The 25,344-nt window shown below is 73.8% G+C and carries 15 protein-coding genes and 1 tRNA gene; 5 read left to right on the top strand and 11 right to left on the bottom strand.

What is annotated here, in order from left to right; all coding sequences use genetic code 11:
* Window positions 1-117: 117 nt before the first annotated feature.
* The 3 genes from JSY13_RS03790 to JSY13_RS03780 all read right to left on the bottom strand — a co-directional run bounded on the left by JSY13_RS03790 (window position 118) and on the right by JSY13_RS03780 (window position 4,344).
* Window positions 118-1,560, bottom strand: a complete 1,443-nt coding sequence (locus JSY13_RS03790; RefSeq protein ID WP_259607710.1) for a CDP-glycerol glycerophosphotransferase family protein — start codon at window positions 1,558-1,560, stop codon at window positions 118-120.
* Window positions 1,557-2,807 carry a CDP-glycerol glycerophosphotransferase family protein gene (locus JSY13_RS03785; RefSeq protein WP_259607709.1) on the bottom strand — a complete coding sequence of 417 codons (1,251 nt, stop codon included), beginning with the start codon at window positions 2,805-2,807 and terminating at the stop codon, window positions 1,557-1,559. Before JSY13_RS03785 ends, JSY13_RS03790 begins: the two co-directional genes overlap by 4 nt.
* A gap of 112 nt (window positions 2,808-2,919) precedes the next feature.
* On the bottom strand, window positions 2,920-4,344 hold the full coding sequence (locus JSY13_RS03780) for a S1C family serine protease (RefSeq protein WP_259607708.1): 1,425 nt from the start codon (window positions 4,342-4,344) through the stop codon (window positions 2,920-2,922).
* Between the two features lie 96 nt (window positions 4,345-4,440).
* On the opposite strand from JSY13_RS03780, the gene JSY13_RS03775 reads away from it, so the two are divergent.
* Window positions 4,441-5,637, top strand: coding sequence for an aminotransferase class I/II-fold pyridoxal phosphate-dependent enzyme (locus JSY13_RS03775; protein ID WP_259607707.1), 1,197 nt, complete (start codon window positions 4,441-4,443; stop codon window positions 5,635-5,637).
* Between the two features lie 193 nt (window positions 5,638-5,830).
* On the opposite strand, the gene JSY13_RS03770 is transcribed toward JSY13_RS03775, so the two are convergent.
* Window positions 5,831-6,634, bottom strand: a complete 804-nt coding sequence (locus JSY13_RS03770) for a carbon-nitrogen hydrolase family protein (protein WP_259607706.1) — start codon at window positions 6,632-6,634, stop codon at window positions 5,831-5,833.
* 60 nt (window positions 6,635-6,694) lie between these two features.
* Between JSY13_RS03770 and JSY13_RS03765 the strand changes: the two genes are divergently transcribed.
* Together JSY13_RS03765 and JSY13_RS03760 are read left to right on the top strand one after the other, a co-directional pair.
* Window positions 6,695-6,768, top strand: a tRNA-Met gene (locus tag JSY13_RS03765).
* An 81-nt stretch (window positions 6,769-6,849) separates the two neighbouring features.
* Window positions 6,850-7,374 carry a DUF488 domain-containing protein gene (locus JSY13_RS03760; RefSeq protein ID WP_259607705.1) on the top strand — a complete coding sequence of 175 codons (525 nt, stop codon included), beginning with the start codon at window positions 6,850-6,852 and terminating at the stop codon, window positions 7,372-7,374.
* Here the strand turns inward: JSY13_RS03760 and JSY13_RS03755 are convergent.
* From JSY13_RS03755 to JSY13_RS03745, 3 genes are all read right to left on the bottom strand, one after another.
* Window positions 7,359-7,607: a DUF1918 domain-containing protein gene (locus JSY13_RS03755; protein WP_259607704.1), complete on the bottom strand. Its 249-nt coding sequence runs from the start codon at window positions 7,605-7,607 to the stop codon at window positions 7,359-7,361. The two genes, JSY13_RS03760 and JSY13_RS03755, sit on opposite strands and share 16 nt — an antisense overlap.
* Before the next feature lie 190 nt (window positions 7,608-7,797).
* On the bottom strand, window positions 7,798-10,692 hold the full coding sequence (locus JSY13_RS03750) for a UPF0182 family membrane protein (protein WP_259607703.1): 2,895 nt from the start codon (window positions 10,690-10,692) through the stop codon (window positions 7,798-7,800).
* Window positions 10,693-10,769: 77 nt separating this feature from the next.
* Window positions 10,770-11,813, bottom strand: coding sequence for a YlbL family protein (locus JSY13_RS03745; protein ID WP_349773871.1), 1,044 nt, complete (start codon window positions 11,811-11,813; stop codon window positions 10,770-10,772).
* 172 nt (window positions 11,814-11,985) lie between these two features.
* On the opposite strand from JSY13_RS03745, the gene JSY13_RS03740 reads away from it, so the two are divergent.
* On the top strand, window positions 11,986-13,413 hold the full coding sequence (locus tag JSY13_RS03740) for a zinc-dependent metalloprotease (protein ID WP_259607701.1): 1,428 nt from the start codon (window positions 11,986-11,988) through the stop codon (window positions 13,411-13,413).
* Window positions 13,414-14,298: 885 nt separating this feature from the next.
* On the opposite strand, the gene JSY13_RS03735 is transcribed toward JSY13_RS03740, so the two are convergent.
* Together JSY13_RS03735 and nudC are read right to left on the bottom strand one after the other, a co-directional pair.
* Window positions 14,299-16,020 carry an ATP-dependent helicase gene (locus JSY13_RS03735; protein WP_259607700.1) on the bottom strand — a complete coding sequence of 574 codons (1,722 nt, stop codon included), beginning with the start codon at window positions 16,018-16,020 and terminating at the stop codon, window positions 14,299-14,301.
* Window positions 16,017-16,982: an NAD(+) diphosphatase gene (gene nudC, locus JSY13_RS03730; protein WP_259607699.1), complete on the bottom strand. Its 966-nt coding sequence runs from the start codon at window positions 16,980-16,982 to the stop codon at window positions 16,017-16,019. The genes JSY13_RS03735 and nudC overlap by 4 nt, the downstream gene beginning before the upstream one ends.
* Window positions 16,983-17,073: 91 nt before the next feature.
* On the opposite strand from nudC, the gene JSY13_RS03725 reads away from it, so the two are divergent.
* The gene (locus JSY13_RS03725; protein ID WP_259607698.1) at window positions 17,074-18,486 is read left to right on the top strand and encodes a phosphotransferase; all 1,413 of its coding nucleotides are present in this window, start codon (window positions 17,074-17,076) and stop codon (window positions 18,484-18,486) included.
* Here JSY13_RS03725 and JSY13_RS03720 read toward each other — a convergent pair.
* Window positions 18,393-22,118: an ATP-dependent helicase gene (locus JSY13_RS03720; protein ID WP_259607697.1), complete on the bottom strand. Its 3,726-nt coding sequence runs from the start codon at window positions 22,116-22,118 to the stop codon at window positions 18,393-18,395. The genes JSY13_RS03725 and JSY13_RS03720 overlap by 94 nt on opposite strands.
* Window positions 22,115-25,333 (bottom strand): ATP-dependent helicase, encoded by a 3,219-nt coding sequence (locus JSY13_RS03715; RefSeq protein WP_259607696.1) that lies wholly within the window; start codon window positions 25,331-25,333, stop codon window positions 22,115-22,117. The genes JSY13_RS03720 and JSY13_RS03715 overlap by 4 nt, the downstream gene beginning before the upstream one ends.
* Window positions 25,334-25,344: the final 11 nt, after the last annotated feature.

Genomic DNA, 25,344 nt, shown 5'->3' with positions numbered 1-25,344 from the left:
GGGCACCGCCCGTCGCGCCACATTGTGTCGCGACGTGTCGGTCTCCGGCGCCGCAACCCGCCCGGAGCGACACAATGTGCCAGAAACGGCGGGCCCGGGGCAGGAGCCAGGGGCGGGTCAGGTGGCGAGCCAGCCCTGGTCGAGGATGCGGGACACGACGCGCTCGGCGGCGCGGCCGTCGTCGCGGCGGTTGAACTGCGCGCGCCAGGCCGCATACCGCTCGGCGTACGCCGCGGTCACCCCGTCGTCCGCGAGGGCGCGCAGCAGCTCCTCCTGGGTGCGCACCAGCGGCCCGGGGGCGCGCTCGGCGAGGTCGAAATAGAACCCGCGCAGCTCGCCGCGGTAGTGCTCCAGGTCGGGCACCAGGAAGTACATCGGCTTGCCGGTGACGCTGAAGTCGAACATCACCGAGGAGTAGTCCGTGATCAGCGTGTCGCCGGCGAGCAGCAGCTGCGCGGTGTCGGGATACCCGGTGACATCGATCACCCGCGCACCCTCGCGGTCGCGGCCCGGGCGCAGGGTCCGGGAGTGGCCGCGCACCAGCACGACGGCATCGGCCGCGCGCGCGAGCTCCTCGGGGTCGACGAAGTCGACCATCTCGGTGCGGTCGTCGCGCCAGGTGGGCGCGTACAGCAGCACCCGCTCGCCGGGACGGATGCCGAGGGCGGCACGGATGCCGGCGGCGTCGCCGTTCACGAGCACGTCGTTGCGGGGGTACCCCTCCACCCAGATCGGCCGGCCGAAGAAGGCGTACGCCCTGCGGAGGATGCGGGAGGCGTACAGGTTCTGCGCCAGCAACGCATCCCACCGCCGCGACTCCTTGACGACCGCCGCCATCCGGCGCGGGTGGAAACCGGGGCGGTGCAGGGCGAGCCGCTTCAGCGGCGTGCCGTGCCAGGTCTGCAGCACGTGCTGGCCGTCCTTGCGCACGTAGCGGCGCCGCAGCCAGTCGTTGACGACGAGCAGCCGGGCCTCGGCGCGGGCCCGCCACCACTCCGGGGTACCCTCGACCACGGCGATCCCGCCCTCGGGGACGGCGACGGACAGGTCGGCGACGCTCCAGTAGCGGCGGATGCCCGGGGCCCGGCGGGCCAGCTCCCGGTCGATCGCTCGCGGATTGCATCCGGCGTTCTGCCCGTAGAAGCTCTCGAAGAACACCGCGTTCTCCCCGCCGCCCGGCTGCGCGGCGTACCGCTCCTCCAGCACCGCCTGTCCCTCGGGCGTCTCGTACGCCGGATCCACCGGCGGGTCGATGCGCACGCGCGCGTCGTCGACGGCGATCCGCAGACCGGGCAGCAGGGTCGCCGCGACCTGAGCCCCGGTCAGGTCGGCGTCCTCGCCGTCCACGTGCAGCCGGTAGTCACCGGAGGGCAGCGGCAGGGCAGGCCCGCCCCAGCGGGACACCCGCAGCGGGACGGCCGCCGTCCAGGTCCTGCCACGCCCGGTGATCCGCGCCTCGGCGCGCGCCCGCGCACCCTCCAGCGTCACGGCGGCGGGACGGGGCCCGGTGCCTGTGATGACGAGCGTCTCGTCCTGCTCGTCGATCCGGGCGGTCGTCATCGTGCTCCCTTCGGCGCGGGAATCCCCCGCGCGCGGATCGCCTGGTACACCCGCTGCGTGTTCCGTCCGTCGCGGTGGGCGTGCATGTGTGCGCTGAGCGTAGCGGATCGCTCGGACCGCTCCGTGAACACCGCCGGATCGCCCAGAAGGGCGTCCAGCTGGGCGCACGCCCCGCCCCAGTCCACGGCGTGGTCGGCGCCCGCCACCGCGGTGTACGAGCCGTAGAAGCCGCGTTCGCGGGCGTACTCCTCGACGTCCGGGGCGAGGTAGACCACCGGCATCGCGAGCAGCCCCACATCGAAGGCGAGCGAGGAGTAGTCGGTGATCAGCACGTCGATGCGGGGCAGCGCGGGAGTGACGTCGGGCAGGACGTCGGCGCCCAGCATCCGGACCCGCCCGCTCGACCACGGCGGCGCGTACGCTCCCGCGCCGAGCGGATGCGAGCGGACGAACAGCACGGCGTCGTGACGCTCGAGCAGCCGGACGATCCGGATCCACTCGTCGGCGGCGGGCACGGCCGGGTCTGGGGCACCGTCGCGCCAGGTGGGCGCGTAGAGCACGGCGCGCTGGCCCGGCAGCAGCGGCCCGGTGCGCAGCAGCAGCGTGGTGGCGGCGTCGCGACGGGCGGGCGCGGTGCCGGCGGAGAGCACGTCGACGCGCGGCTCGCCGGTGACCAGCACGCGGTCATCGCCCAGCCCGAACGCGGACTCCAGGCGGCCGCGGGCCCGGTCGGAGGCGGCCGGCATCAGCCGGATGCGCTGCGCCGCGGAGCGGTAGGCGGCGCGGATCAGCCGGCGCAGCAGCGGGGCTCCGGGCACGCGCGGCACCTGCGCGGTCACCGGCGAATCGAGGCCGATCCGCTTGAGCGGGATGCCGTGCCACAGCTGCACCACGAACGCCCCCGAGGAGGCGTACCGGTTCACGTCGCCGAGTCCGTGCGTGACGACCACGACGCCGGCGCGGGCGGTGGTCCACCAGCCGCGAAGTCCCGCCTTCGGCACGGTGCGGATGCCGAGCGCCGCCGCATCCGCCTCCTCGCGCGACGAGGTGGTGAGCCACACGGCGCGGTGGCCGGTGGCGGATGCCACGCGCCACAGCGCCAGGGCGCCGTCGCCGATGCCGGCGCCGCATCCGAACACCCACGTGTCGCCGCGGGGCACGACCAGCGTGCCCAGGCGTCCGAGGGCGTACAGCGGGAGACGGAGGAGCTTCGCCACGTTTCCGCTGCCGAAGGAGAAGGGCGCCACCCGCCGAGCCTATCGCGGTGCGACGTCCTCCCCCGATGCCGATGCCGGTGCCGGTGCCGATGCCGGTGCCGATGCCGGGGCCCGTGCCGGACCGGGCCGGCACCGGCCGGGATCAGAGCTCGAGCTCTCCGAGCGTGACCTCGATCTCCTGCGACTGCCCCTCCCGCACGATCGTGAGGGTGACGGTGCTGCCCGCGGCGGCCGCGCGGACCTGCGCGGTCAGATCGCTGGCGCCGGTGATCGGCACGCCGTCGAGCCCGGTGACGATGTCGCCCTGCTGCAGGCCGGCCTCGCTCGCGGCACCGCGGGGCGTGAGCTCCTCGATGTACGCGCCGGCGACGGTGGCGTCCTCGACCGCCGCGGCGTCGCGGACCGTCGCGCCGAGCAGGCCGTGCGTGGCCTCCCCGTTCTCCATCAGCTCGTTCGCGATGCGCTCGGCGATGTCGGACGGGATCGCGAAGCCGAGGCCGATCGATCCAGCCTCGCCGGACGAGGTGCCGCCCGCCGTGGCGATCGCCACGTTGATCCCGATCAAGCGACCCTGGCTGTCCACGAGCGCGCCGCCGGAGTTGCCGGGGTTGATCGCGGCATCCGTCTGGATGACCGCGATGGAGATGGACTGCGTCGCCTGCTGCGCGCCGAGGCCGGGGATGTCGAACTGGAACGGCCCGCCCTCGCCCGGCTGCTCCTCCTCGGGCTGCTGCTGGTCCTGCCCGGTGTCCGGCGCCGCCGCGGAGGCGATCTGGATGCTGCGGTTGAGGGCGCTGACGATGCCGGTGGTGACCGAGTTGGACAGGCCCAGCGGGGCGCCCACGGCCACGGCGGTGTCGCCGACGTTGAGCTCGGACGAGTCGGCGAACTCGATCGGGGTGAGGTCCTCGGCGTCCTGCAGCCGGATCACGGCGAGGTCGTACACCGGGTCGGTGCCGACGATCTCCGCGGTGTAGATGCGGCCGTCGGAGGTGGTGACCCGGATCGCGGGGTCGGAGGCGGCGCCGCCCAGGGTGACCACGTGCGTGTTGGTGAGCACGTAGCCGTCCTCGTCGAGGATGACGCCCGAGCCGCTGCCGGATTCCTGCGCGCCGGCGACCTCGATGGTGACCACCGACGGCAGCACCTCGGTGGCGATCGCGGTGGTCTCGTTCACGGAGCCGGGGTTGTTCACGGTGATGGTCTCGGGTCCGGATGCCGGGGCGGTGGCCGGCTTGGCGAACACGGCCTGCCCGATCGCGCTGCCCCCGAACCCGGCGGCCCCGCCGACGAGGGCGGCGGCCAGCAGGAGCCCGGCGACCTTCGCGGCCCCGCCGGGCTTCCGCGCGGCCGGAGCGGCGGAGCCGTCCGCGGGCGCGGCCGGCCCGGTCTGCGCCGGTGCGCCGAAGGCGGCGCCCGGGGCGGCGTGGCCGGCGGCGGGCGAGCCGGTCCGGATCGGCGAGGTGGAGGCGAACGCGTCCGGCAGGCGGTGTCCCTCGGGGATGCGGCTGCCGGGGGCGGAGTCGCTGCCGCCGGGGGTGGGCTCGGGGGTGCTCTTGTCGTTCATCTGTGCTCCTTCACAACGCCCCTTCAGCGTGACGCGTCACCCTGTGCGTTTGATATGGCCGGGTTGGACGTCTCCTATGGTCTTAGCCTGTTCTGCATGGATGTCACTCCCGGCGCCTGGCGGCGCACTGCGGCAGGAGCGGGCCTTCTCTCACCCTCGGGCGAGGTGGCTCCCACCATCTTCGCAGAGATGTCCGCGGCGGCCGTGCGCACCGGCGCCATCAACCTCGGTCAGGGCTTCCCCGACGAGGACGGGCCCGCGGAGGTGCTCGAGGCTGCACGCGAGGCGATCGCGGCGGGCGTCAACCAGTACCCGCCGGGGCGCGGCATCCCGGATCTGCTGCTGGCCATCTCCGAGCACCAGCGGCGCTTCTACGGGCTCGAGGTCGACCCCGAGCGGGAGGTGCTCGTCACCGCCGGCGCCACCGAGGCCCTCACCGCCACCCTGCTCGCGCTGATCGACTCCCCCAAGGACGAGGTCGTGGTCTTCGAGCCGTACTACGACTCCTACGCCGCCGCGGCGGCCCTGGCCGGCGCGCGCCTGCGGACCGTGCCGCTGCGGCGCCCCGGGTTCCAGCCGGACCTGGATGAGCTCGCCGAGGTCGTCAACGACCGCACTCGGATCATCCTCGTGAACGATCCGCACAACCCCACCGGCGCCGTGTTCGCGCCCGACGTGCTCGCAGAGGTGGTGCGCCTGGCCGAGCGGCACGACGCGGTGATCGTCACCGACGAGGTGTACGAGCACCTGTCCTTCCACGCCCCGCACACCCCGATCGCGACGCTGCCGGGGGCCGCCGAGCGCACGCTGACGATCTCCTCGGCGGGGAAGACGTTCTCGACCACGGGGTGGAAGATCGGCTGGGTGCACGGGCCGGCGGCGCTCATCACCGCGGTGCTCACGGTCAAGCAGTTCCTCACCTACGTCAACGGCGCGCCGTTCCAGCCGGCCGTCGCCGTCGGCCTGCGCCTGCCGGACGCGTACTTCGCGGATGCCGCCGCCGCGCTGCTCCGCAAGCACGAACTGCTGGACGGGGCCCTGCGCGCGGCCGGCTTCGAAGTGCATCCGCCGCAGGGCGGGTACTTCACGGTCGCGGATGCCACGGCGCTGGGCGGGGCGGACGCCGCCGCCTTCTGCCGGGCGCTGCCGGAGCGCGCCGGGGTCGTCGCCATCCCGCTCACGGCGTTCGTCGCCCCCGAGCGGCGCGGGGACTACGCCGGTCTGGTCCGCTTCGCCGCCTGCAAGCGCGTCGAGGTGCTCGAGGAGGCCGCGCGCCGCCTCGCCGCCCTCTGACCCCGCCCCCGCCCTGACCCCGCCCCGCCCCCGCCCTGACCCCGCCCCCGACCCCCGCCCCGAGCTCGACATCGGCCCGGACCTCGATCCCGAGCTCGGCCGTTTGGGGCGGATCTTCGCGTTCGGGGCGGAGCTCCCCCGCCCCGAACGCGAGAATCCGCCCCAAACCCGAAGAAGCCGGGGCCGGGGGGCGTCAGGCGGGGACGACCCGGTAGCGGCGCAGACGCAGAGCGGGGTTCGTGTCGCGCACGCGGGCGATGACGGCGGGGGCGAGGGCCGCGACGGCGACCCCCTCGCCGGAGCCGACTCCGGCGAGCACGACGCCCTGCGGGTCGATCACCTGCGACAGGCCGACGCCGATCGGGCCGGGATGGTCGGCGGAGACGACATAGGCGGTGTTCTCGATGGCTCGGGCGGTGAGCAGCGTCTGCCAGTGGTGCTCCTTGAGCGGACCGCGTACCCATTCCGCCGGCACGACCAGCACGTCCGCGCCCCGGTCGATCAGGGTGCGCGCCACCTCCGGGAAGCGCAGGTCGTAGCAGGTCATGAGTCCGACGGTGAGCCCGCCGGCCTGGAACACGGCGTCGGCGTCCAGCGCGCCCGGCTCGATCCAGTCCGATTCCGTCTGCCCGAACGCGTCGTACAGGTGCTGCTTGCGGTACACGGCACGGATGCCGCCGGCATCCGCCGCGATCACCGTGTTGCCCACCCGGCTCCCCTCCCCCGCCTCGACGAGCCCGGCCACCACGGTCACGCCGTGCTGCGCGGCGAGCCGGCGCAGCACGGTCGCGAACGGCCCGTCCAGCGTCTCGGCGTTCGCCGCGAGGGTGTCGTCCATCGGGTCGACGAAGTAGCTGGAGTACTCCGGGAAGACCACGAGCGTGGCGCCGCGGGCGGCGGCGTCCGCCGTCAGGGCGGCGACGCGCTCGCGGTTGGCGGCACGGTCGGCATCCGGGGCGAACTGGCAGACGGCGACGGTCAGGTGCGAGTCGGACATGCCCCCATCCTGCCTCGATTCGCCCTCCCCTCGCAGAGCGTGTTAGGGTAGAAGACGTGCCGCGGGGTGGAGCAGTTCGGTAGCTCGCCGGGCTCATAACCCGGAGGTCGCAGGTTCAAATCCTGTCCCCGCAACGAAAGAAGAAGGCCCGGTCCCTCAGGATCGGGCCTTCTTCGCATCTCCGGCACGTGCGGATCGAGGGAGAGGAGCGACGGATGCCCTTCTTCACGATCGGCCACTCCGATCATCCGCTCGACGAGTTCGTGCGGCTGCTGACGGATGCCGGGGCCTCCGCGGTCTGCGACGTGCGGAAGATGCCCGGCTCGCGCCGCAACCCGCAGTTCGGCGAGGACGTCCTCGCCGAGGCCCTGCCGGCCTCCGGCATCCGCTTCCTGCGCCTCCCGGAGCTCGGCGGCCTCCGCTCGCGTGCCGCCGGCGTCCCGCCGGATGTGAACGGGCTGTGGCGCAACCGCAGCTTCCACAACTACGCCGATCACGCGCTGTCGGACGCCTTCCGCGCCGGCCTTCAGGCCCTGCGCGGGCTGCGGGAGGAGAACCCCGCGGTCATGTGCGCGGAGGCGGTGTGGTGGCGCTGCCACCGGCGGATCGTGGCCGACCACCTGCTCGGCGCCGGCGAAGAGGTCGTGCACATCATGCCGGACGGCAGGCTCGACGCCGCACGGCTCACGCCCGGAGCAGCGGTCGGAGCCGGCGGCGTCGTGACCTATCCGGCCGCCTGACCCGAGGAGCCCGCGGCCGCCGCGTCGCCGCTCGTCGCGGCCGCGTCGCCGGAGGCGTGCTCGAGCTCGCAGTCCGGACCGGGGAACACCAGCGATTCGTGCCCGTCGTCGAAGCGGATCAGGTACGGCGGACCACCGTCCTCCCCGCGCGCCTCGAGCACCTCGCCGTGCCGGTCGGTTCGTCCCACCCGCGCCCCATGGATGACCACGCGGGAGCCAGCTGTGATCTGCATGTCAGCCACCTCTTTCGACGGAATCGATACGATCACCGATTCCCATTCTCCGCGAGCGCGTGGCCGAATTCCAGGGGCGCACACGCCGCAGGCCACACGCCGTCGCCGCGCACGCCCTCTGCGCGCAGACGACGTCGCCGCCGGATGCACGTGCGGCGGCATCCGGCGGCGACGAGGTGTCAGGACGGGCTCACTCCCCCGCCGTGGCCTCCTCGAGCTCGAGGAGCTTGCGCACGGCCTCGGTGAGCTTCTTGTCCTCCGCGGCGAACGTCTCCAGGTCGCCGGCGCGGAGCGCGGCGTCGCGGGCCGCGAGCGCGTCGCGCGCCGCCTGCAGCGTCTCCTGCCGGACCTCCGACGGCTCAGTGGGCGGCGGCTCCTCGCCGCCCGTGCCGGGATCGGTCGGCTCGATCTCCTCGTCGCCGCCGGCCGCGCCCGCGTCTCCACCGAACAGCGCGTCCAGCGCCTGGCTCAGCGTGTCCTCGAAGGCGACCTCGTCGCCGAAGGCGACCAGGATCTTGCGGAGGTTGGGCAGCTGCGTGCCCTCGGACGACTGCACGTACACCGGCTGCACGTACAGCAGGCCGCCGCCGACCGGCAGGGTGAGCAGGTTGCCGTAGCGCACCTCCGACTTGCCGAGGGTGAGCACGTTCAGCTGGTCGGCGATCGCGGTGTTCGAGTCGAAGGTGTTCTGCACCTGACCGGGACCCGGCACCGTGGTGGCGGTGTCGATCTCCAGCAGTCGCAGCTTGCCGTAGCTCTCCGCCTTCTTGCCGGGCTCGGATCCGGCATCCGAGTCGACCGCGAGGTAGCCCATCAGCACCTCCCGGCTCTCATTGCCCTGCGAGGCCGGGATGAAGCTGGAGAACATCGAGAAGCGCGGCTCCTCCTGATCCGGCATCTTCATGGTCAGGTAGTACGGCGGCTGCAGCTGGTTCTTGTCGCGCGGGTCGTTCGGCGTCTGCCAGCGGTTCACCTCCTGCGCGAAGGCGCCGGCGTCATCGATGTGGTAGATGCCGAGGATGTCCCGCTGCACCTTGAACAGGTCGGTCGGGTATCGGACGTGGCTCATCAGCTCGCCCGACATCTCGCTGATCGGCTTCACCGTGTTCGGGAAGATCTTCTGCCACGCCTGCAGCAGCGGGTCCTCCTCGTCCCACGCGTACAGGGTGACGGAGCCGTCGTACGCGTCGACGGTGGCCTTCACTGAGTTGCGGATGTAGTTGATGTCGTCCCGCGCGAGGGTGGGGGCGGGCATCGTGGAGTCCGCGATGGCATCGGCGAGGCTGACGCTCGTCGAATACGGGTAGGTCGAGCTGGTCGTGAAGCCGTCCACGATCCAGACGATCCGGCCGTCCACGACGCTCGGGTACGGGTCGCTGTCCAGCGTCAGGTACGGGGCGACCTTCTGCACGCGGGTCTTCGGGTCGCGGTCGTAGAGGATCTGCGACTCGGAGTTCACGAGGTTCGAGAACAGGATCTGCTCGGACTGGAACTTCAGCGCATACAGCAGCTTCGTGAACGTGTTCCCGATGCGCGGACCACCGTCGCCCTTGAAGGTCGTCTTGGTGTCGTTCGCGCCCTGCTCGCCGCGCGGGTAGTCGATCTCGACCGGCTCCCGCCCCTCCGGGGCGCCGACGATCGAGTACTCCGGGGACGACTCGCCGAAGTACACCCGCGGCTCGAACTTCTCGCTCTCGGTGAGGAAGCCGGAGGACGGGATGCCCCGCTCGAGGAACACCGGCTCGCCGTCGCTGGTGCGCTGGTTGCCGGCCATCGCGACCAGGCCGTAGCCGTGCGTGTACACCGCGACGCGGTTGTTCCAGCTGTCGCCGCCGCCGAGCTTGGTCATGTCGAGGTCGCGCACGGCGACCACGGTGTCCTGCATCTGCCCGTCGATCTCGTAGCGGTCCACGTCCAGCGGCTGGTTGAACTGGTAGTAGGAGCGGTACTGCTCGAGCTGCCGCACGGTCGGGCCGATGACGCCCGGGTCCATGATGCGGACGGATGCCGTGGTGGCGGCGTCCTCGCGCAGCTGGCCGGCCTCGGTGTCGGTCTCGGCCGTGAACGGGGTCACGGTCATGTCGGCGACGCCGAACGCCTCCTTGGTGCTCTGGATGTTCCGGTCGTAGTACTCGGCCTGGTAGGCGTTCTTGTTCGGCTCCACCTGGAAGGTCTTCACGACCCAGGGGTAGCCGACGCCGATCACCAGGGAGGCGACGATGAGCAGCGCGGTGGCCGCGAGCGGGAAGCGCCAACGGCCGATCACCGCCGTGACGAAGAACAGCACCGCGACGACGGCGGCGAGGATCGACAGGATCGCCAGACCCGGGATGGTGGCGTTCGCGCCGGTGTACGCGGCACCGGTGATCCGGTCCTCCGGGGAGACCAGGGTCAGGTAGCGGTCCAGCCACAGGCTCGCCGCCTGCACCAGCAGATAGAGGCCGGCGAGGACGGCCAGCTGGATGCGGGCGGGCTTGGAGATGCGCAGCTCGCGCTGCCCGATCCGCACCGAGCCGTACAGGTACGACACCAGTGCGGTGATCACCAGGCACAGCAGCAGCACCGCGCTGACGTACGCGAGCAGCGCCGAGTAGAACGGCATCGCGAACAGGTAGAAGCCGGTGTCCACGCCGAACTGCGGGTCGAGGGTGTCGGTGGTGACGCCGTTCGCCCACAGCCACGCGGTCTGCCAGTTGCCCGCGGCGGCGAAGCCGGCGAAGACGCCGAAGAAGATCGGCATGCCCCACATCGCGAGGCGCCGCAGCGGCTCCACCACCTCCTGGTAGCGGTCCAGCTGCGAGCTCAGCCTCACGTACACCGGGCGCAGCCGGTAGGCGAGCTGGATGCACACGAAGATCGGCGCCGCCATGCCCAGGAACCCGATCGCGAACATCGTCGCCGTTGCGATCCACTGGGTGGTCAGCACGGACGCGAAGGTCAGCTGGTCGAACCAGAGGAACTCGGTGTACAGCGAGGCGAAGACGAAGAAGGCCGCGATGAGCGCGGCGATGATGGCCACCGAGATCGCGAGGATGCGGCGGGAGGCACGGGGCGTGGCCGGGTTCGGCGCTGAGGTCGTGGTCACCCGTCCATCCTAGGCAGGCCAGGCTATGGTTCGGCCCGGAGTCGCGGCGGATGCCCGGGGCGGACGCTTCGACGGGCTCAGCGGGCGGAGGCGCAGGTGGGGAGGTCGGCGGTGTCGCCGCCCTCCGCGATGACCTCGAGGATCTCCAGCGACTCGTCGAGGGTGGCGGTGCGGAACACCTGCAGGCCGTCCGGCACATGCCCGACCACCTCGTCGCAGTTGTCCGCCGGGGCGAGGAAGTACTCGGCGCCGGCATCCCTCGCGCCGTACAGCTTCTGCCGGATGCCGCCGATCGGGCCCACCGCCCCCTCGGCGTCGATCGTGCCGGTGCCGGCGATCCGCTCCCCGCCGGTGAGCTCCCCGGGAGTCAGCAGATCCACGATGCCGAGCGCGAACATCATCCCGGCGCTGGGGCCGCCGACGTTGTCGAGCTGGATGGTCACATCCAGCGGGAACGAGTAGTCCGTGGTCAGCGAGACGCCGATCAGCCACACGGTCTCGCCGGCGGCATCCTTCTCCCGCTTCGGGGTCACGGTGACGGTCCGCTCCTCCCCCTGCGCGTCCGCCACACGGAGCTCGACGGGGTCGCCCTGGCCCTGCTGGATGGCGTCGCGCAGGCCGGTGGCCGACTGTACGGGCGTGCCGTTCGCCGCGAGGATGACGTCCCCGGCGGCCAGCAGACCCTGCGCCGCGGCATCCTCCAGCACCTCGACGACCTCGACGCGCGCGCCGACGTCGTAGCCGAGCTCCGTGAGCGCCGCCGCGGTGGCCTCGTGCTGCGAGTCGACCATGAGCACGGCGTTGCGCTCGTCGCGCTCCTCGGTGCTCACACCCTCGGGGAACACGGTCTCGATCGGCACGACCGCGCGGGTCGGGTCGGTCCACGCCATCGCCAGCTCGAACCAGCTCGGTGTGCGCTGGCGGTTGCCGACCACCTGCACCGTGGTGAGGTCCAGCGCTCCCTCGGCCGGGTACGTCTCGGCACCCTCGATCTCGATCAGCGGCACCTCCGTGCCGTCGGCGCTCTTCGCCGAGCCGAGGGTGTCGTAGACCGGTCCGGGCCGCTGGATCACGTACTGGGTGGGCACGAAGGTGAGACCGACGAGGGCCGCGAGCGCCACGCACAGGCTCCACACCCCCACGCCGACGCGCGGACCACGGCGCTGGGACAAGGTCGACCTCCGGGACGTTCGCGAGCGGCGTACAGGGATCCGCGCCCCTCGGGTACGGGCGCGGCGAGCTGTGACTAGCGTAGATCGCACAGGCTACGCGCGTGCTGAGAGGGCGATCGAGATGGCAGACCAGGACCCGTCGGACTTCGAGGAGTTCCTCCGCCGCATGATGGCCGGGGGCGACGTCGATCCCGAGGCGATGCGCGAGGCGCTCTCCGGCATGGGCGGCATGCCGCTGGACCCCGCCATGATGGCCGGCTTCATGTCGCAGATGCAGGCGGCGTTCCAGGGCGACCCGTGGCAGAACGCGGAGCGGCAGGCGCTGCACATCGCGAACCGCGACGGGCTGGGCATCACCGACGGCGCCCGCTCGTCGATCGCGGATGCCTTCGGGCTGGCGAACCTGTGGCTGAGCGAGGCGACCACGATCTCCGAGCTCGCCTCCGCGCCGCGGGCGATGACCCGCGGCGAGTGGGTGACGCAGACCCTGCCGGTGTGGAAGGAGATCGCCGGACCGGTGTCGACGAGCATCGCCGACGCCCTCACCTCGGCGCTGGACACGCAGGTCCCCGAGGAGATGCGCGGCCTCGTCCAGGGCGCCGGCCAGCTGATGCGGACCCTGGGCGGGTCGCTGTTCGCCGCGCAGTTCGGGCAGGTGCTCGGCAACCTCTCCCGCGAGGTGGTCTCCGGCGGCGACGTCGGCATCCCGGTGCTACCGGCCGGCACGGCGGCCGTCGTGCCGCAGAACATCGCCGCGTTCGGCGAGGGCCTGGAGATCCCCGAGGATCAGATCGCGCTCTACCTGGCCGTCCGCGAACTCGCCTACGCCCGCCTGTACCGGCACGCGAAGTGGCTGCACCTGCACGTGATGACGCAGCTCACCGAGTTCGCACGCGGCGTCACCGTCGACGTGCAGGCACTCGAGGACGTCGCCAGCCGGCTCGACCCGTCCGACCCCGAGGAGCTGCGGGCGGCGATCGAAGGCGGGGCGCTGCTGCCTGCGCAGACCGAGGCGCAGCGCGAGGCGCTCACCCGGCTGGAGAACCTCGTCGCGATGATCGACGGCTGGGTGGACGTGGTCACCACCGACGCGACCTCGCGGCTCCCGGACGGGGCGCGGCTGGCGGAGGCGGCGCGGCGCCGTCGCGCCGTCGGCGGTCCGGCGGAGGACGCGCTGGGCGCGTTGGTGGGTCTGAAGCTGCGTCCGCGCCGGCTGCGGGAGGCGTCGGCGATGTGGCGCAAGGTGACGGATGCCGTGGGCGTCGCCGCCCGCGACGCCCTGTGGGACTACCCCGACCTGATGCCGGAGGCGTCCGACATCGACGACCCGACCGCGCTCATCGCGCGGCTCCAGGCGACGGCCCGCGGAGAGGCCCCGGCGGCCGACGAGTTCGACGAGGCGCTGGCGCGACTGCTGGAGGGCGACGGCTTCGACACCGACGGCTCCGCCGCGAGCGACCGCGAGCCCGGCACCGCGCCCGAGGACGGTCCCGACGGTGGACCGGACGGGGACGACCGCCGCCCACCGGAGGGCGACCAGCCGGTCTGACCGGATCGTCCTCCACAGGCGGCATCCGTCCGGCATCTGTCCACCGATCGCCCGCGCGCGCCCCGCGCACGGTGACGGGCGCGCACAATCGGGTCATGAGCCCGCTCACTCCGCGCACCGTCATGCGCCTCGATCCGCGGTATCCACTGCTGTGGCGCGACGAGGCCACCGTCCAGTTCGGCCTCGAGGACGTCGCCCGGGTACACGTGGAGCACGCCTGGGTCGAGCCCCTGCTCGTGCGCCTGCGTGCCGGCATCCGCCGCTCGTCCTTCGACGTCGTCGCGCACGGCGTGGGCGCGCCCCGGGAGGCGGCGCGCCGGCTGCTCGACGAGCTCGCCCCGGTGCTGGTGGCGGACCGGCCGCGGCCGCCGGCGGTGTGGATCGAGGACCTCGACATCCTCGACCGGCGCGTGCCGCACCGGCTGCGCGAGGCCCTGCAGGACGAGGGCGTGCCGATCGGGGCGCGCGGCGACGCCGGCGCGGTGGCGGTCGTGGTGGTTGAGGGCGCGGCATCTGCGCAGCAGCTGGCACCGTACCTGCGCGACGACCTCGCGCATCTCCCCGTGGCGTTCGAGGCCGACGCGCTCACCGTCGGCCCGCTCGTCCTGCCCGGCACGACGGCGTGCCTCGCCTGCCGGGACGCGTGGGAGCGGGAGCGCGACCCGGCCTGGCCGCTGCTGCACGCGCAGCTGGTCGCCCGGCGACCCGGTCCGATCCCGGCGGCCCGGGTCGCCGAGGCCGCCGTCCTGGCGGCGGAGCTGTTGCGCGGCGAGACGGCCCCGGGCGCGGAGAACACCCTGGGCGCGGAGACACCCGTGGTCGCGGAGACGCCGCCGGCGGGCGGCATCCGTCCCGGCGTCGACGTGCCGTCGCGGATGGTGCGGGTCAGCCCCGGCGGACGCCGGACATGGCGCGCGGTGGCACCTCACGAAGAATGCCCGTGCCGCGGCCGGTGGTCCCGATCTCCGCGAGGAAGCGCGACGGCGCCCGCTCCCCTCTGCCGGCGGACCGCGCCCACGACAGCGACAGCGTACGCGCGGCCCGCGTGATGCCCACGTACGCGAGGCGGCGCTCCTCGTCGATCTGCTCGAAGGTCGTGGCGTAGGAGATCGGCAGCGCGCCCTCAGCCCAGCCGATCACGTGCACGTGCGGCCACTCCAGGCCCTTCGCCGCGTGCAGGGTCGACAGCGTCACGGTGCGCAGGGTCGGCTCGTGCTGGTCCTTCGCGCGCGCCATCAGCGCGTCCGCGAAGGAGCGCAGCGTGGTGCCCTCCGGCGCCTCCTCCGCGAGCCGCAGGATCGCGCGTCGCGCCTCCCAGCCGTCGCGCTGCGCCCCGCCCGCCGCGGGGGGCTCGTCGGTGAGCCCGAGGCCGCGCAGCACGTCGCGCACCGCGGGCAGGAAGCCGAGATCGGTGGGCGCGACCGCGGCGCCGCGCAGCGCCAGCACGGCCTGGCGCACCTCGGGCATGTCGAAGAACCGGGTGCCGCCGAGCACGGTCGTCGCGACGCCCTGCGCGGCGAGCGCCTGCTGCAGCACGGCCGACTGGGCGTGCGCCCGGTAGAGCACCGCGATGTCCGAGGGGGAGGTGCCGCCGGCGATGCGCGCGGCGACGGCCGCGGCCACGCCCTCCGCCTCCTCCGTCTCCGTGTCGAACACGGTCAGCGTCGGGGGCTCGGCCGAGAAGTCCTCCCGCGCCGGCACCAGGTCGAGCGCGCCCGGACGGCCGCGCATCAGCGCGTTCGCCGCGGCGAGGATCGGCGCGCGGGAGCGGTAGTTCGTCTCCAGGCGCACCACGGTGGCATCCGGGAAGCGCCGCTCGAACTCGAGCAGGAAGCGCTGCTGCGCGCCGGCGAAGGAGTAGATGGTCTGGCTGGCGTCGCCCACGACGCAGAGGTCGCGGCGGTCGCCGAGCCACAGCTCGAGCAGCCGGTTCTGCAGCGGCGACACGTCCTGGTACTCGTCCACCGTGAAGTGCCGGTACTGCTCGTGCACGGCGCGGGCCACGCGCGGCTCCGCCTCCAGCATGCCGGCGCAGGCGAGCAGCACGTCCTCGAAGTCGAGCTGACGGCGCTCGTCCTTGAGCGCCTCGTAGGCGCGCTGCAGGTCCACGAGCTGCTCCGGGCGGATGCCGCTGATCGGGCGGTTCTGCTCGGCGTACCGGTCGATGGAGAGCATCGACACCTTGCGCCATTCGATCTCGGCCGCCACGTCGCGCAGGGTCGCGGTGCTCAGGCGCAGCCGCAGCCCGTCCGCGGCCTGGCCGAGCAGGCGCACCTTGTTGTCGACGATCGCGGGGGCGGTGTCGCCGGCGATCGTGGGCCAGAAGAAGTTCAGCTGCGCCAGAGCCGCGGAGTGGAACGTCCGCGCGGCGACGCCCTCGACGCCGAGCGCACGCAGCCGGCCGCGCAGCTCGCCGGCGGCTTTGGCGGTGAAGGTCACCGCCATCACGCGCGAGGGCGAGTAGGCGCCGGTGTCGACGCCGTGCGCGATGCGGTGGGTGATCACCCGCGTCTTCCCGGTGCCGGCACCGGCGAGCACGGCGACCGGGCCGCGCAGCACGGAGGCGGCCTCGCGCTGCCGTTCGTCGAGGGCGTCCAGTGCGCTCACGACGACACGCTCCGCTCGCTCGGCGCGGGCGCGTCCGGTGCACCGCCCTGGGGCCGGCCGCGCCCGCTCGCCGCCCCGCCGCGCTCCTCGTACCAGTCCTGGATGAGGGCGCGGGCGATCGATGCCTCGCCGGGCAGCCCGACCGGGCCCTCTCCGGCGAGCGCGGACCCGATCTCCGCGCGGCTGAGCCAGCGCACCTCGAGGATCTCCTCGCCGTCCGCCCGCACGTCCTCGTCGGCGGCGACCGCCCGGAAGCCGATCATCAGGGAGCGCGGGTACGGCCAGGCCTGCGAGGAGAGGTAGCGGATGCCGGCGATGCGGACCCCGGCCTCCTCGGCCAGCTCGCGGTGGATGGTCGCCTCCAGCGACTCCCCCGCCTCCGCGAAACCGGCGAAGCACGAATGCATCCGCCCGCCCCACCGGGTGTTCGCGCCGAGCAGGAGGCGTTCGCCGTCCGGGCTCTCCACGGCGACGATGACGGCCGGGTCGGTGCGGGGGAAGTGCTCCGCACCGCATCCGGGGCAGCGGCGGGACCACCCCCCCTGCCGCAGCTCGGCCGCGGTGCCGCAGCGCGGGCAGAACCGCGCGTCCCGCAGCCAGCCGGCGAGGGCGACCGCCCCCAGCAGCAGCTGCTGGTCGTGGGTGCCGAGCCGTGGCGCGACCTCACGCACACCGAGCCACATCTCCTCCGGGGCGGCGTCCAGGCTGTCCTCGATCGGCGGCACGGCGGCGAGCAGCAGAGGCGCGCCGTCGCGGTCGCGCCCCAGCAGCGCCCACTCCGCCGCCTCGGCGTCGACGATCTCCGCCGCCGGACTGCGCAGCAGCGCGTCGTCGTGCACGCGCAGCCTCCCCTCCCGGACGACGATCGTCCGGGAGCGGGCGTCGCCGCGCAGGCGCTCCAGCACGCCGGGCTCGTCGCGCAGCTCGGCGGCGCGGTCGAGCGTCATCGGCGCATCGGTCATGCGGGTCCCCTCACAGCTCGCTCTCGCCGGTGTGCCCGCAACGGGCGTGGCGTGGGCCTCGCGGCCGAGCCGCACATCTACCCTTGTGGGCATGGCACGCTCTCCCTTCACTCTAGTGGCGGCGGTCACGGCCGCACTGCCCGGGGCGGATGTCACCGGGGCCCGTGCGCTCACCGCGGGCGGGGACGGGCGCTTCGACTCCGCGGTGGCGACGCTCGCCGACGGTCGTGAGCTGGTGATCCGGGTCGCGGAGGACGACGAGGCCGCGCTCGAGCTGGCCGAGGAGGCCATTGCGCTGCGGGCCCTCACCTCGGGAGTTCGGGAGATGCTGCCGTTCGCGGTGCCCGAGTACGTCGGCGAGACGCGCGTCGGCGAGGCCCGCGCCCTCGTCACGGATCTGCTTCCCGGATTCCAGATCGACGCCCCGCACGTGCCGGCCGGCCGGGGTGCGGCGCCGTCGATCGGCGCGGCGACCGCGGCGGTGCACGCGCTCCCGGCATCCGTGGTGCGCGGGGCGGGACTGACCGTGCGCGACGCCGCCGACGTGCGCCGTGAGGTCGAGCAGCTGGTCGATCGCGCCGCCGCGACCGGCCGGGTGCCCGCCCGTCTCACTGCGCGCTGGCGGGATGCGGCCGGTGGCGATGCGCTCTGGCGTTTCGAGTCGACGGTGACTCTCGGGGGCGCGCAGGCGGGCTCGTTCCTGTTCCAGGACGACACCGAGCACGGTCCTCAGGTGACCGGGGTGCTGGGCTGGCGGGGGCTGTCCGTCGGCGATCCCGCTGTCGACCTGTCCTGGCTGTCGGCCGCTCCGGACGCCGCCGAGGACGTGCACGCCGCCTACCTCCGGGCCTCGGCGAGAGCGGTGGACGAAGCGCTCCGGGTGCGCGCACGTCTGCACGCCGAGCTGGAGTTCGCGCGCTGGCTCCTCCACGGGGAGTCGCTGCACCGTCCGGACATCGTCGACGACGCGGCCGCCCTGCTCGAGTCGCTCGCGGAGGGCCTGCGCGCCGACGACCTGGCCGTGATCGCCGCGAAGGGCGCGGGCGTGGACTCGGCGTTGGAGGCGGTCGGCCGCGTGCCCGAGACCGTGGCCGTGGCCGTCGACACGTCGATGCAGACCGACGCGTACCGTCCCGAAGAGCTCTGGAGCGCCGACGACCCGAGCGCGGACACCGGCGCGGTGGGTGCCGCGGACGCTGCGGGCGCCGGGTCGGCGGCGGACGGCGGCCCGGCGGACGGCGGCTCGGCAGCGGATGCCGAGCGGGGCACGCCGACGCAGGATCTCACCGAGGTGACCGGTGTGCGCGGCTCCTCGGGCGGTGGAGCGACGGGAGCGGCGCCCTCCGATGGCGCGGTGACGGGGTCTGCGGGATCCGGGGATGCCGGGCCGGAGGGGCTGGACGACGAGGCTCAGCGGGCCGCGCGCGCCGCCCTCCAGCGCTGGACCAGCTCCGCCTCCGACCAGACCCGGTCGTCGCGGATGACGAGGTCGTCGGACACGTAGAACAGCGCCACGTCGATGTCCTCGAGCGGGACGCCGAAGCGACGGTGGTACGCCAGCCGGTAGAGCGCGAGCTGCAGCATCCGCTCCTCCCGCTCGGCCGCGGTGCGCGGCGCCTTCCCGGTCTTCCAGTCGACGATCTCGATCCGTCCGCCACGGTCCTCGCGGCGGTAGACGGCGTCGAGCTTGCAGATGATGATGTGGCCGGCAGGCGTTTCGTCTCGCACGCCTCCGGCGCCCTCGCTCAACGACCAGGAACCGCCGCCGGCAGGCGTTTCGTCTCGCACGCCTCCGGCGCCCTCGCTCAACGACCAGGAACCGCCGCCGGCAGGCGTTTCGTCTCGCACGCCTCCGGCGCCCTCGCTCAACGACCAGGAACCGCCGCCGGCGGGCGGTGCGGCGGGGTCGCTCGATGAGCGGGGGGCGTCGAGGGCGAAGTCGATCTCGAGCTCGACGGCGATCGGACGGAGCGGGCCCCATTCGCTGCGCTCGAAGATCTCCTGCAGCCGGGCGAGGTCGGCGGTGTCCGCCGCGGCGCCGGCATCCGTCTCCTCGTCCAGCTCCCACAGCGCCTCGTCGGGGCGCGTGCCGACGCCGACGAGCTCGGAACGCCGCTCCACCCAGGCGTGGAACAGCGTGCCCAGGCGCGTCTGCCGGTACGGACGCTCCGGCATCGGGCGGACGATGGACGACAGGGTGCCCTGGAAATCGGTGACGTAGTCCTTGAACCGCGATGCCGGCACGCGCGTCGGCGGCGCGGCATCCGTGCCGCGCCGGCGTGCCGCGCGCTCGGCGAGGAGCCGCTCGAGCTCGGGGCTCGGGGCCGGCGGCTGCGGTGACGCCATGGCGGCGCGCACCTCGGCCGCGGCGCGTTCCACGGCGGCGCGGCGTGCGCCGAGCGGGTCCATCGGCCAGGTGAGGGTGTGCCCCGGACCGTCGTACGGGTTCTCTTCGGCGTCCACCGGCGCGATCGCGTCGAGCCCGAGCACATCGAGCGCCTCGACGAGGTACGGGCTCGGCTGACGCGGGCTCTTCTGCCCCGCCCAGTGCGAGCCGCTCAGCAGCAGGTCGGTGCGGGCGCGGGTGACGGCGACGTACGCGAGCCGCCGCTCCTCCTGCTGCTGATAGGCGCGGTAGGCGTCCTTGAACCGCTTGAGCGCACCGCCGTGCGGGTTCGCCTTCGTCGCGCCGCCGGAGAGCGACGCCTGCGCCAGCTTGTGCCGCTTCACCGGGTCGGTCTCGCCCTCCATCGCCGATTCGGGGTCCCATTCGAATCGGGGCAGCGCGTCGCGGTCGCCACGGAGCGCGAACGGCAGCACGCCGAAACCGAACCACCCCGAGGTGTCGGACACGCGAGTGGGGAGCTCATCGACAACCAGCCGCACGACCGCGACGGCATCCCACTCGAGGCCCTTGGATCCGTGGATGGTGAGCAGCTGCACCACCCCGGGCTCGGGCGGCTCCGGCCGCGGCACGAGTTCGTCCGTGCTCTCCGCCTTGTCCAGCCAGGCGAGGAGGCTGCCGATCGTGCCGCGCTCGTCGGCGGCGAGGAAGGCCTTCACCTCGTCGGCGAACGCGCGCAGCTGGGTCGCCGCGACCCGGGCGGTGCCCCGGGTCTCGTTGGCGGCGAGCTCGACGTCCAGCCGCAGTTCCCCTTCGATCATCCGGATCAGCTCGGGGATCGGCTGCGACGCGGCACGCCGCAGGCGTTCCAGCATCTCGCCTGCGGCCCGGATCCGCGCCCTGCCCTCAGGGCTGATCCGCTCCAGCAGCCGGTAGTCGTCGCGGACCGCGCGGACCACGTCCACGGCGTCCACGATCGACACCGCCTCGTCGGCCCCGCGGGAGGAGCGCAGCCGCATCCGGATCTCCTCCGGCAGGGGCATCAGCGCGCTGTCGCGCTCGGCGATGGTGCGCCCGAGGTCGTACAGGGCCGCCATGTCGGCGACGCCCACCCCGAACCGCGGACCGGTGAGCAGCCGGATCAGCGCGGACCCGGCGGTCGGATCGTGCACGACCCGGAGCGTGGAGACGACGTCGACGACCTCGGGAGTGGAGAGCAGGCCGCCGAGGCCGAGGATGCGGTGCGGGATGCCGCGGGCGGCGAGCGCCTCCGCGAAGGTCTGCATGTGCTTCTTGGAGCGGAACAGGATCGCGCCGGTGTGCGGACGTGCGGCGCCGGAGCGGTCATGCTCGGCACGGCGCTCGGCGAACCAGTCCGCGACCTCGGCGGCCTCGTCGTCGACGGTGAGCGGGAACCGCACCTGCACCGTCCCGTCGCCGGCCCCCGGACGCGGATCCAGCGGCGGCACGTCCAGTCCCGGTCGCTGCAGCGGTTCGAGCACGCGGTTGGCGACGTCGAGGATGCGGCGGTCGTTGCGCCAGCTCGTCATCAGGCTGTACGTCTGCGCGGTCCCGTCGCCGGAGAACGCGCCGGCGAACGCGTACAGGTTGTCGGCGCTGGCTCCCCGCCAGCCGTAGATCGACTGATGCGGGTCTCCGACCGCCATCACCGCGGCGTCGCGGAACAGGGCGGCGAGGAACCGGGTCTGGATCACGGACGTGTCCTGGTACTCGTCCAGCAACACCACGCGATGCTGCTGGCGCAGCTCGTCGCGCACATCGGGCGCGGACTCCACGATGTCGTAGGCGCCGGCGACCTGGTCGGCGAAGTCGAGCACGCCGCGGCGCTGCTTCTCGGCGATGTACTCACGCACCAGCCGGGTCAGCGTCGGCACGCTGAGCAGGTTCGTGACCGCCTTGTCCACATCGGGGTTGCCGCGGTACGGATCGAACGCCGCCGCCTGCTCGCGGGCGATCCGCTCGGCGAGCGCGAGGTCGGCGCGGTGGTCCAGCGCATCACCGGCCAGCCGCTGCACGGCGTCGATGACGGTGCCCAGCGCGTAGTCGATCTGCTCCAGCTCGGGCAGGTCGGAGCGCATCACGACTTCGCGCGCCAGCATCCAGGAGGCGGCCTGACTGAGCATGGCGACGTCCGGGTCGCGGCCGATGCGCGCGGCGTGCTCCCGCACGATGCCGTCGGCGAAGGCGTTGTACGTCGACACGCGGGGCCGGATCATCAGCTCCTCGGCGGCGCGCGGTGCCGCCGGGTCCCAGCCGGTGCCGTACCGGTCGGCGAGGGCGTCGAGCACCTGGGCGCGGACGATCTCGCGCTGCCGACCGGGCGCGGCGACGTCGATCCGCTCCAGCGCCCCGGAGGCGACGAGCGCCGGCAGGTGCGGCAGCAGGCCGCGGCGGCGGAACTCGTCGATCACGGCCAGCCGGGCCGCGATGCGCTCGGCGAGCTCACCGGCCGCCTTCCGGGTGAACGTGAGCCCGAGGATCTCGTCGCGGCGCACGTGCCCGTTGGCGACGAGCCACACCACCCGGCCGGACATGGTCTCGGTCTTGCCGCTGCCGGCGCCCGCGACGACGAGCGCCGGCCCCGGCGGGGCTTCGATCACGCGCTGCTGCGCCGGTGTGGGCGGCGGCTGACCGAGGGCGGCGGCGATGTCGGTGGCGGACAGAGTTGCGGCCCCGGCCGCCCGTGCCTCCGCCGTGTCGGCCGTCGCGGCCTCCTCCTCGGTCCTCGTCGCCTCCGTCTCCGTCATCGCGGCGCCGGTGGGGGCGGTCATGCGCTCACCGCCGGGACGGTGTGGATACGGCACGGGTTGATCCGCCGCTGGATGTCGGCGCAGTGCGCCTCGACCTGGGCGGTGAAGCTGCTCGCCGCCATCCCCCGCGCCGCCGCCGCGACCCGGCGCAGGAACGCGGCCCGGGCCTCGTCGTCGAGCGTGTGCTGGTGTGCGATCCGGTAGTCGCTGCCGGAGAGCGTCTTCGAGACGATGACCAGGCGCGCCCCGCCCAGGGTCGCCGGATCGGCGCCGTCGACCAGCCCCTGCTGCACCGCGATCTGGTACGCGGCGAGCTGGGCGTGCTCGAGCACGCGGGCATCCGACTCGGGGTCGTTCTTGCCGGTCTTCAGATCCACGACGACCGTCCGCTCCGCGCCGGGCGGTCCGGACATCGGCTGCCAGCCGCGCGCCCGGGCGGCGGGATGCTCCCCCGCGCCGGCCGGGTACGCCTCGACCCGGTCGATGAAACCGCTGACGATCGCGTGCGGGGCATCCGCCGCCTCCTCCACCGGCAGCACGCGCGGCGTCCCCCCGTCCTCGTCGTCGAGTGCCACCGCGAAGCGGAACTCGGACTCGCTGCCGATGACGCGGCCGCCGTCGCGGGAGACCGTCGTCAGGTACGCGTGCAGGCGCTGGACCAGCTGGTCGGCGCGGCGCTGCTCCTTCCGCCCGATCCACGCCGTCTCGAAGTCCAGCTCGGGCCAGTGCTCGGCGACGACCTCCCGCATCCGCTCCAGGTCGCCGTCGGGCACCCGTTCCATCGCCTCGTGGATGATCGTGCCGATCCCCGCGGACGGCGGCAGGACGGTGTCCCCGCCCATCGCCGCGATCACCCAGTTCAGTCCGCACTCCTCGTAGGACTCCATCTTCGACGGCGACACCCGCGCCCCCTCCGCGGTGAGATCCCGCAGCGGGGCATCCGTCGACGGCGGGAGGACGCCGTACCACTCTGCCGGGTCGGCGCCGGGCACCTCCTCCCGCGCGAGCACCGCCAGCTGTGCCGCGGCCTCCGCGCGCGCCGCCTCCGACGCGGACTCGGTGAGCGTGCGCCGGTGCCGTCCGACGAGGCCGCGCAGGGTGAGCGGATGCTCAGCCGACGGATGCGCGTCGACCGGCGCAGGGCTCGGCAGGAAGGCGAAGAACGGGCTGGGTGTGAGATCGTCGTCGTCCACAGCGGTCACGAGCAGCCGCCGTCGCGCGCGCGAGATCGCCCGCACGAACAGGCGCAGCTCGTCGTGGAGAACCCCGCGGCGGCGGTCGAGCACGCTCGGCTCGGGGGCGGGCGCGCCGCTGCGCATCGCCGTGAGGGCGTCGGCGAGGCGCCAGGTCTGCAGCAGTCCCCCGCGCAGTCGGAGGTTGGGCCACACACCGTCCTGCACGCCGGCGACGACGACGGCGTCGAACTCGGTGGACAGCGCGCCGGCGGGGGTCATCAGCGCGACGCGGCCGGGGCGGTCGGGCGTGGAGAGCGTGTCCTCGGGCACCTCGCTGTCGAGGATGTCGTGCACGAACGCGCTGGGCGGCTGGTTCGGTTCGCGCTCGACGAAGCGCTTCGCCGCGTCGAACAGGGCGACCAGGGCGTCCAGGGCGCGCGCGCTCTCCGCGCCGGTGGGCTGCAGTGCGGCTTCACGCCAGGCCACGTGCAGACGCCGGCCGTCCACCGCGCGCGCGGCGTCCCACACCCGCCAGAGCAGGTCGTGGATGGTCTCTCCGTCGGCGGCGCCGACGGCGACCGCCGCGAGCGTCTCCGCGAAGCGGGCCGCGGTGCGCGCCTCGGGCGCGTCGATCAGCGCGAAGTGCAGCGGCTGCGCCATGGCCTGCCGCAGCAGCTCGCGGGACGGGGTCGCCCCGCCCTGTTCCAGTTCGAGGTGCCGCAACCGGGCGCGCAGCCGGCGCAGGCCGATCGCATCCATGCCGCCGAAGGGCGTGCGCAGCGCCTCCTCCAGCGCCTCCGCGGTGCGCTCCTCGACCGGCGTCAGCGCGAGCCGCACGATCCCGACGATGTCCCGCACGATGCCCTCGCTGCCCAGCGGGCGCTGCACGCCGGAGGCCTTCGTCGGGATCTCGCGGGCGGCCAGCTCGGTCTCCAGCTGCGCCACCTGCCGGGTGTCGTGGGCGATCACCGCCATCCGCTCCCACGGGATGCCGTCGCTGAGGTGCCAGTCCCGCATCACCCCGGCGATGCGGTCCAGCTCCTGGTACGGGGAGGGTGCCAGGAAGGCGGTGACGGCCGCCTCGGACTCCTCGGCGGCCGGCGTCCCCGGCGGGCGGCGGTGCTCCACGCGGCCTGCGGTCCCGATCGCCTGGGTCACGGTGCGGACGAGCGCCGTGAGGGCCGGCAGCTGCCGATGCGGCCGGTCGAGCACGTGCACCTCGGACAGCAGCGCGGCGAGCTCGGCGAACCGCTCCGGGCTCGCCCCGCGGAAGACGCCGGAGGAGATGTCCGGGTCGCCGAAGGCGTGCACCGCGATGCCGCGGGAGCGCAGCGCGGTGACCACGGCGATGCCGCCGCGGGTGAGTTCCTGGGCGTCGTCGATGAGGACGACACGCAGCGCCGCGAGCGGCCCGAGCTCTGCCGGGTCGGCTCGGCGCAAGATCGCCGACGCCTCGCTGAGCAGGTCGGCGGTGTCGCGGTGCGCGAAGCGCAGGCCGTCGAGCACGCCCCGGTACTGCACCAGGAAGTCGGCGGCGGCCGCCCATGCCTCGACGCCGTGCGCGCGCAGCTCCTCGGACTGCACGCCGTGCTCGGTGCACTCCGCCAGGAAGGCCCGCAGCTCGGACCGGAATCCCTTCGAAGCGCGGACCGAGGGACTGAGCGCCTCCGGCCAGCGGATGCCGCCGTCCTCGGCGTCCCCCTCGAGCAGGTCGGCGATGATCCGGTCCTGGTCGGCGCCGGTGAGCAGCGCGGGCGGCTCCTGCCCGGCGCGAACCATAGCACCGCGGACGACCTGGAACGCGAACGACCCGAGAGAGCGGGCCAGCGGGCCGGGTGTGGCCTGGGCGATGCGCACCCCGATCCGGTCGCGGAGCGCGGTGGCGGCGGGGCGGCTGGGCGTCAGCACGAGCAGCTCCTCCGGCCGCATCCCGCCGGCGAGGAGGTGCACGACGCGGTCGATCAGCGTGCGGGTCTTGCCGGTGCCCGGGGCGCCGATGACGACGCCGGAGGCCGAGGCGGGCGCCTCGATCACGGCGCGCTGGGCGGCATCCTGGGTCATGTCCTCCACGC

The organism is Microbacterium neungamense (assembly GCF_024971095.1).
Classification (GTDB): Bacteria; Actinomycetota; Actinomycetes; order Actinomycetales; family Microbacteriaceae; genus Microbacterium; species Microbacterium neungamense.
The sequence above is the reverse complement of the archived record's forward strand: the minus strand, read 5'-3'. Positions and strand labels throughout refer to the sequence as shown.

Excerpts from the sequence above, each read along its gene's own strand:
- JSY13_RS03770 (WP_259607706.1), bottom strand. The coding sequence starts at position 6,634 with ATGTCCGACTCGCACCTGACCGTCGCCGTCTGCCAGTTCGCCCCGGAT.
- JSY13_RS03720 (WP_259607697.1), bottom strand. The coding sequence starts at position 22,118 with ATGACCGCCCCCACCGGCGCCGCGATGACGGAGACGGAGGCGACGAGG.
- JSY13_RS03755 (WP_259607704.1), bottom strand. The coding sequence starts at position 7,607 with ATGCAGATCACAGCTGGCTCCCGCGTGGTCATCCATGGGGCGCGGGTG.
- JSY13_RS03740 (WP_259607701.1), top strand. The coding sequence starts at position 11,986 with ATGGCAGACCAGGACCCGTCGGACTTCGAGGAGTTCCTCCGCCGCATG.
- JSY13_RS03760 (WP_259607705.1), top strand. The coding sequence starts at position 6,850 with ATGCCCTTCTTCACGATCGGCCACTCCGATCATCCGCTCGACGAGTTC.
- JSY13_RS03725 (WP_259607698.1), top strand. The coding sequence starts at position 17,074 with ATGGCACGCTCTCCCTTCACTCTAGTGGCGGCGGTCACGGCCGCACTG.
- JSY13_RS03775 (WP_259607707.1), top strand. The coding sequence starts at position 4,441 with ATGGATGTCACTCCCGGCGCCTGGCGGCGCACTGCGGCAGGAGCGGGC.
- JSY13_RS03780 (WP_259607708.1), bottom strand. The coding sequence starts at position 4,344 with ATGAACGACAAGAGCACCCCCGAGCCCACCCCCGGCGGCAGCGACTCC.
- JSY13_RS03790 (WP_259607710.1), bottom strand. The coding sequence starts at position 1,560 with ATGACGACCGCCCGGATCGACGAGCAGGACGAGACGCTCGTCATCACA.
- JSY13_RS03715 (WP_259607696.1), bottom strand. The coding sequence starts at position 25,333 with ATGACCCAGGATGCCGCCCAGCGCGCCGTGATCGAGGCGCCCGCCTCG.
- nudC (WP_259607699.1), bottom strand. The coding sequence starts at position 16,982 with ATGACCGATGCGCCGATGACGCTCGACCGCGCCGCCGAGCTGCGCGAC.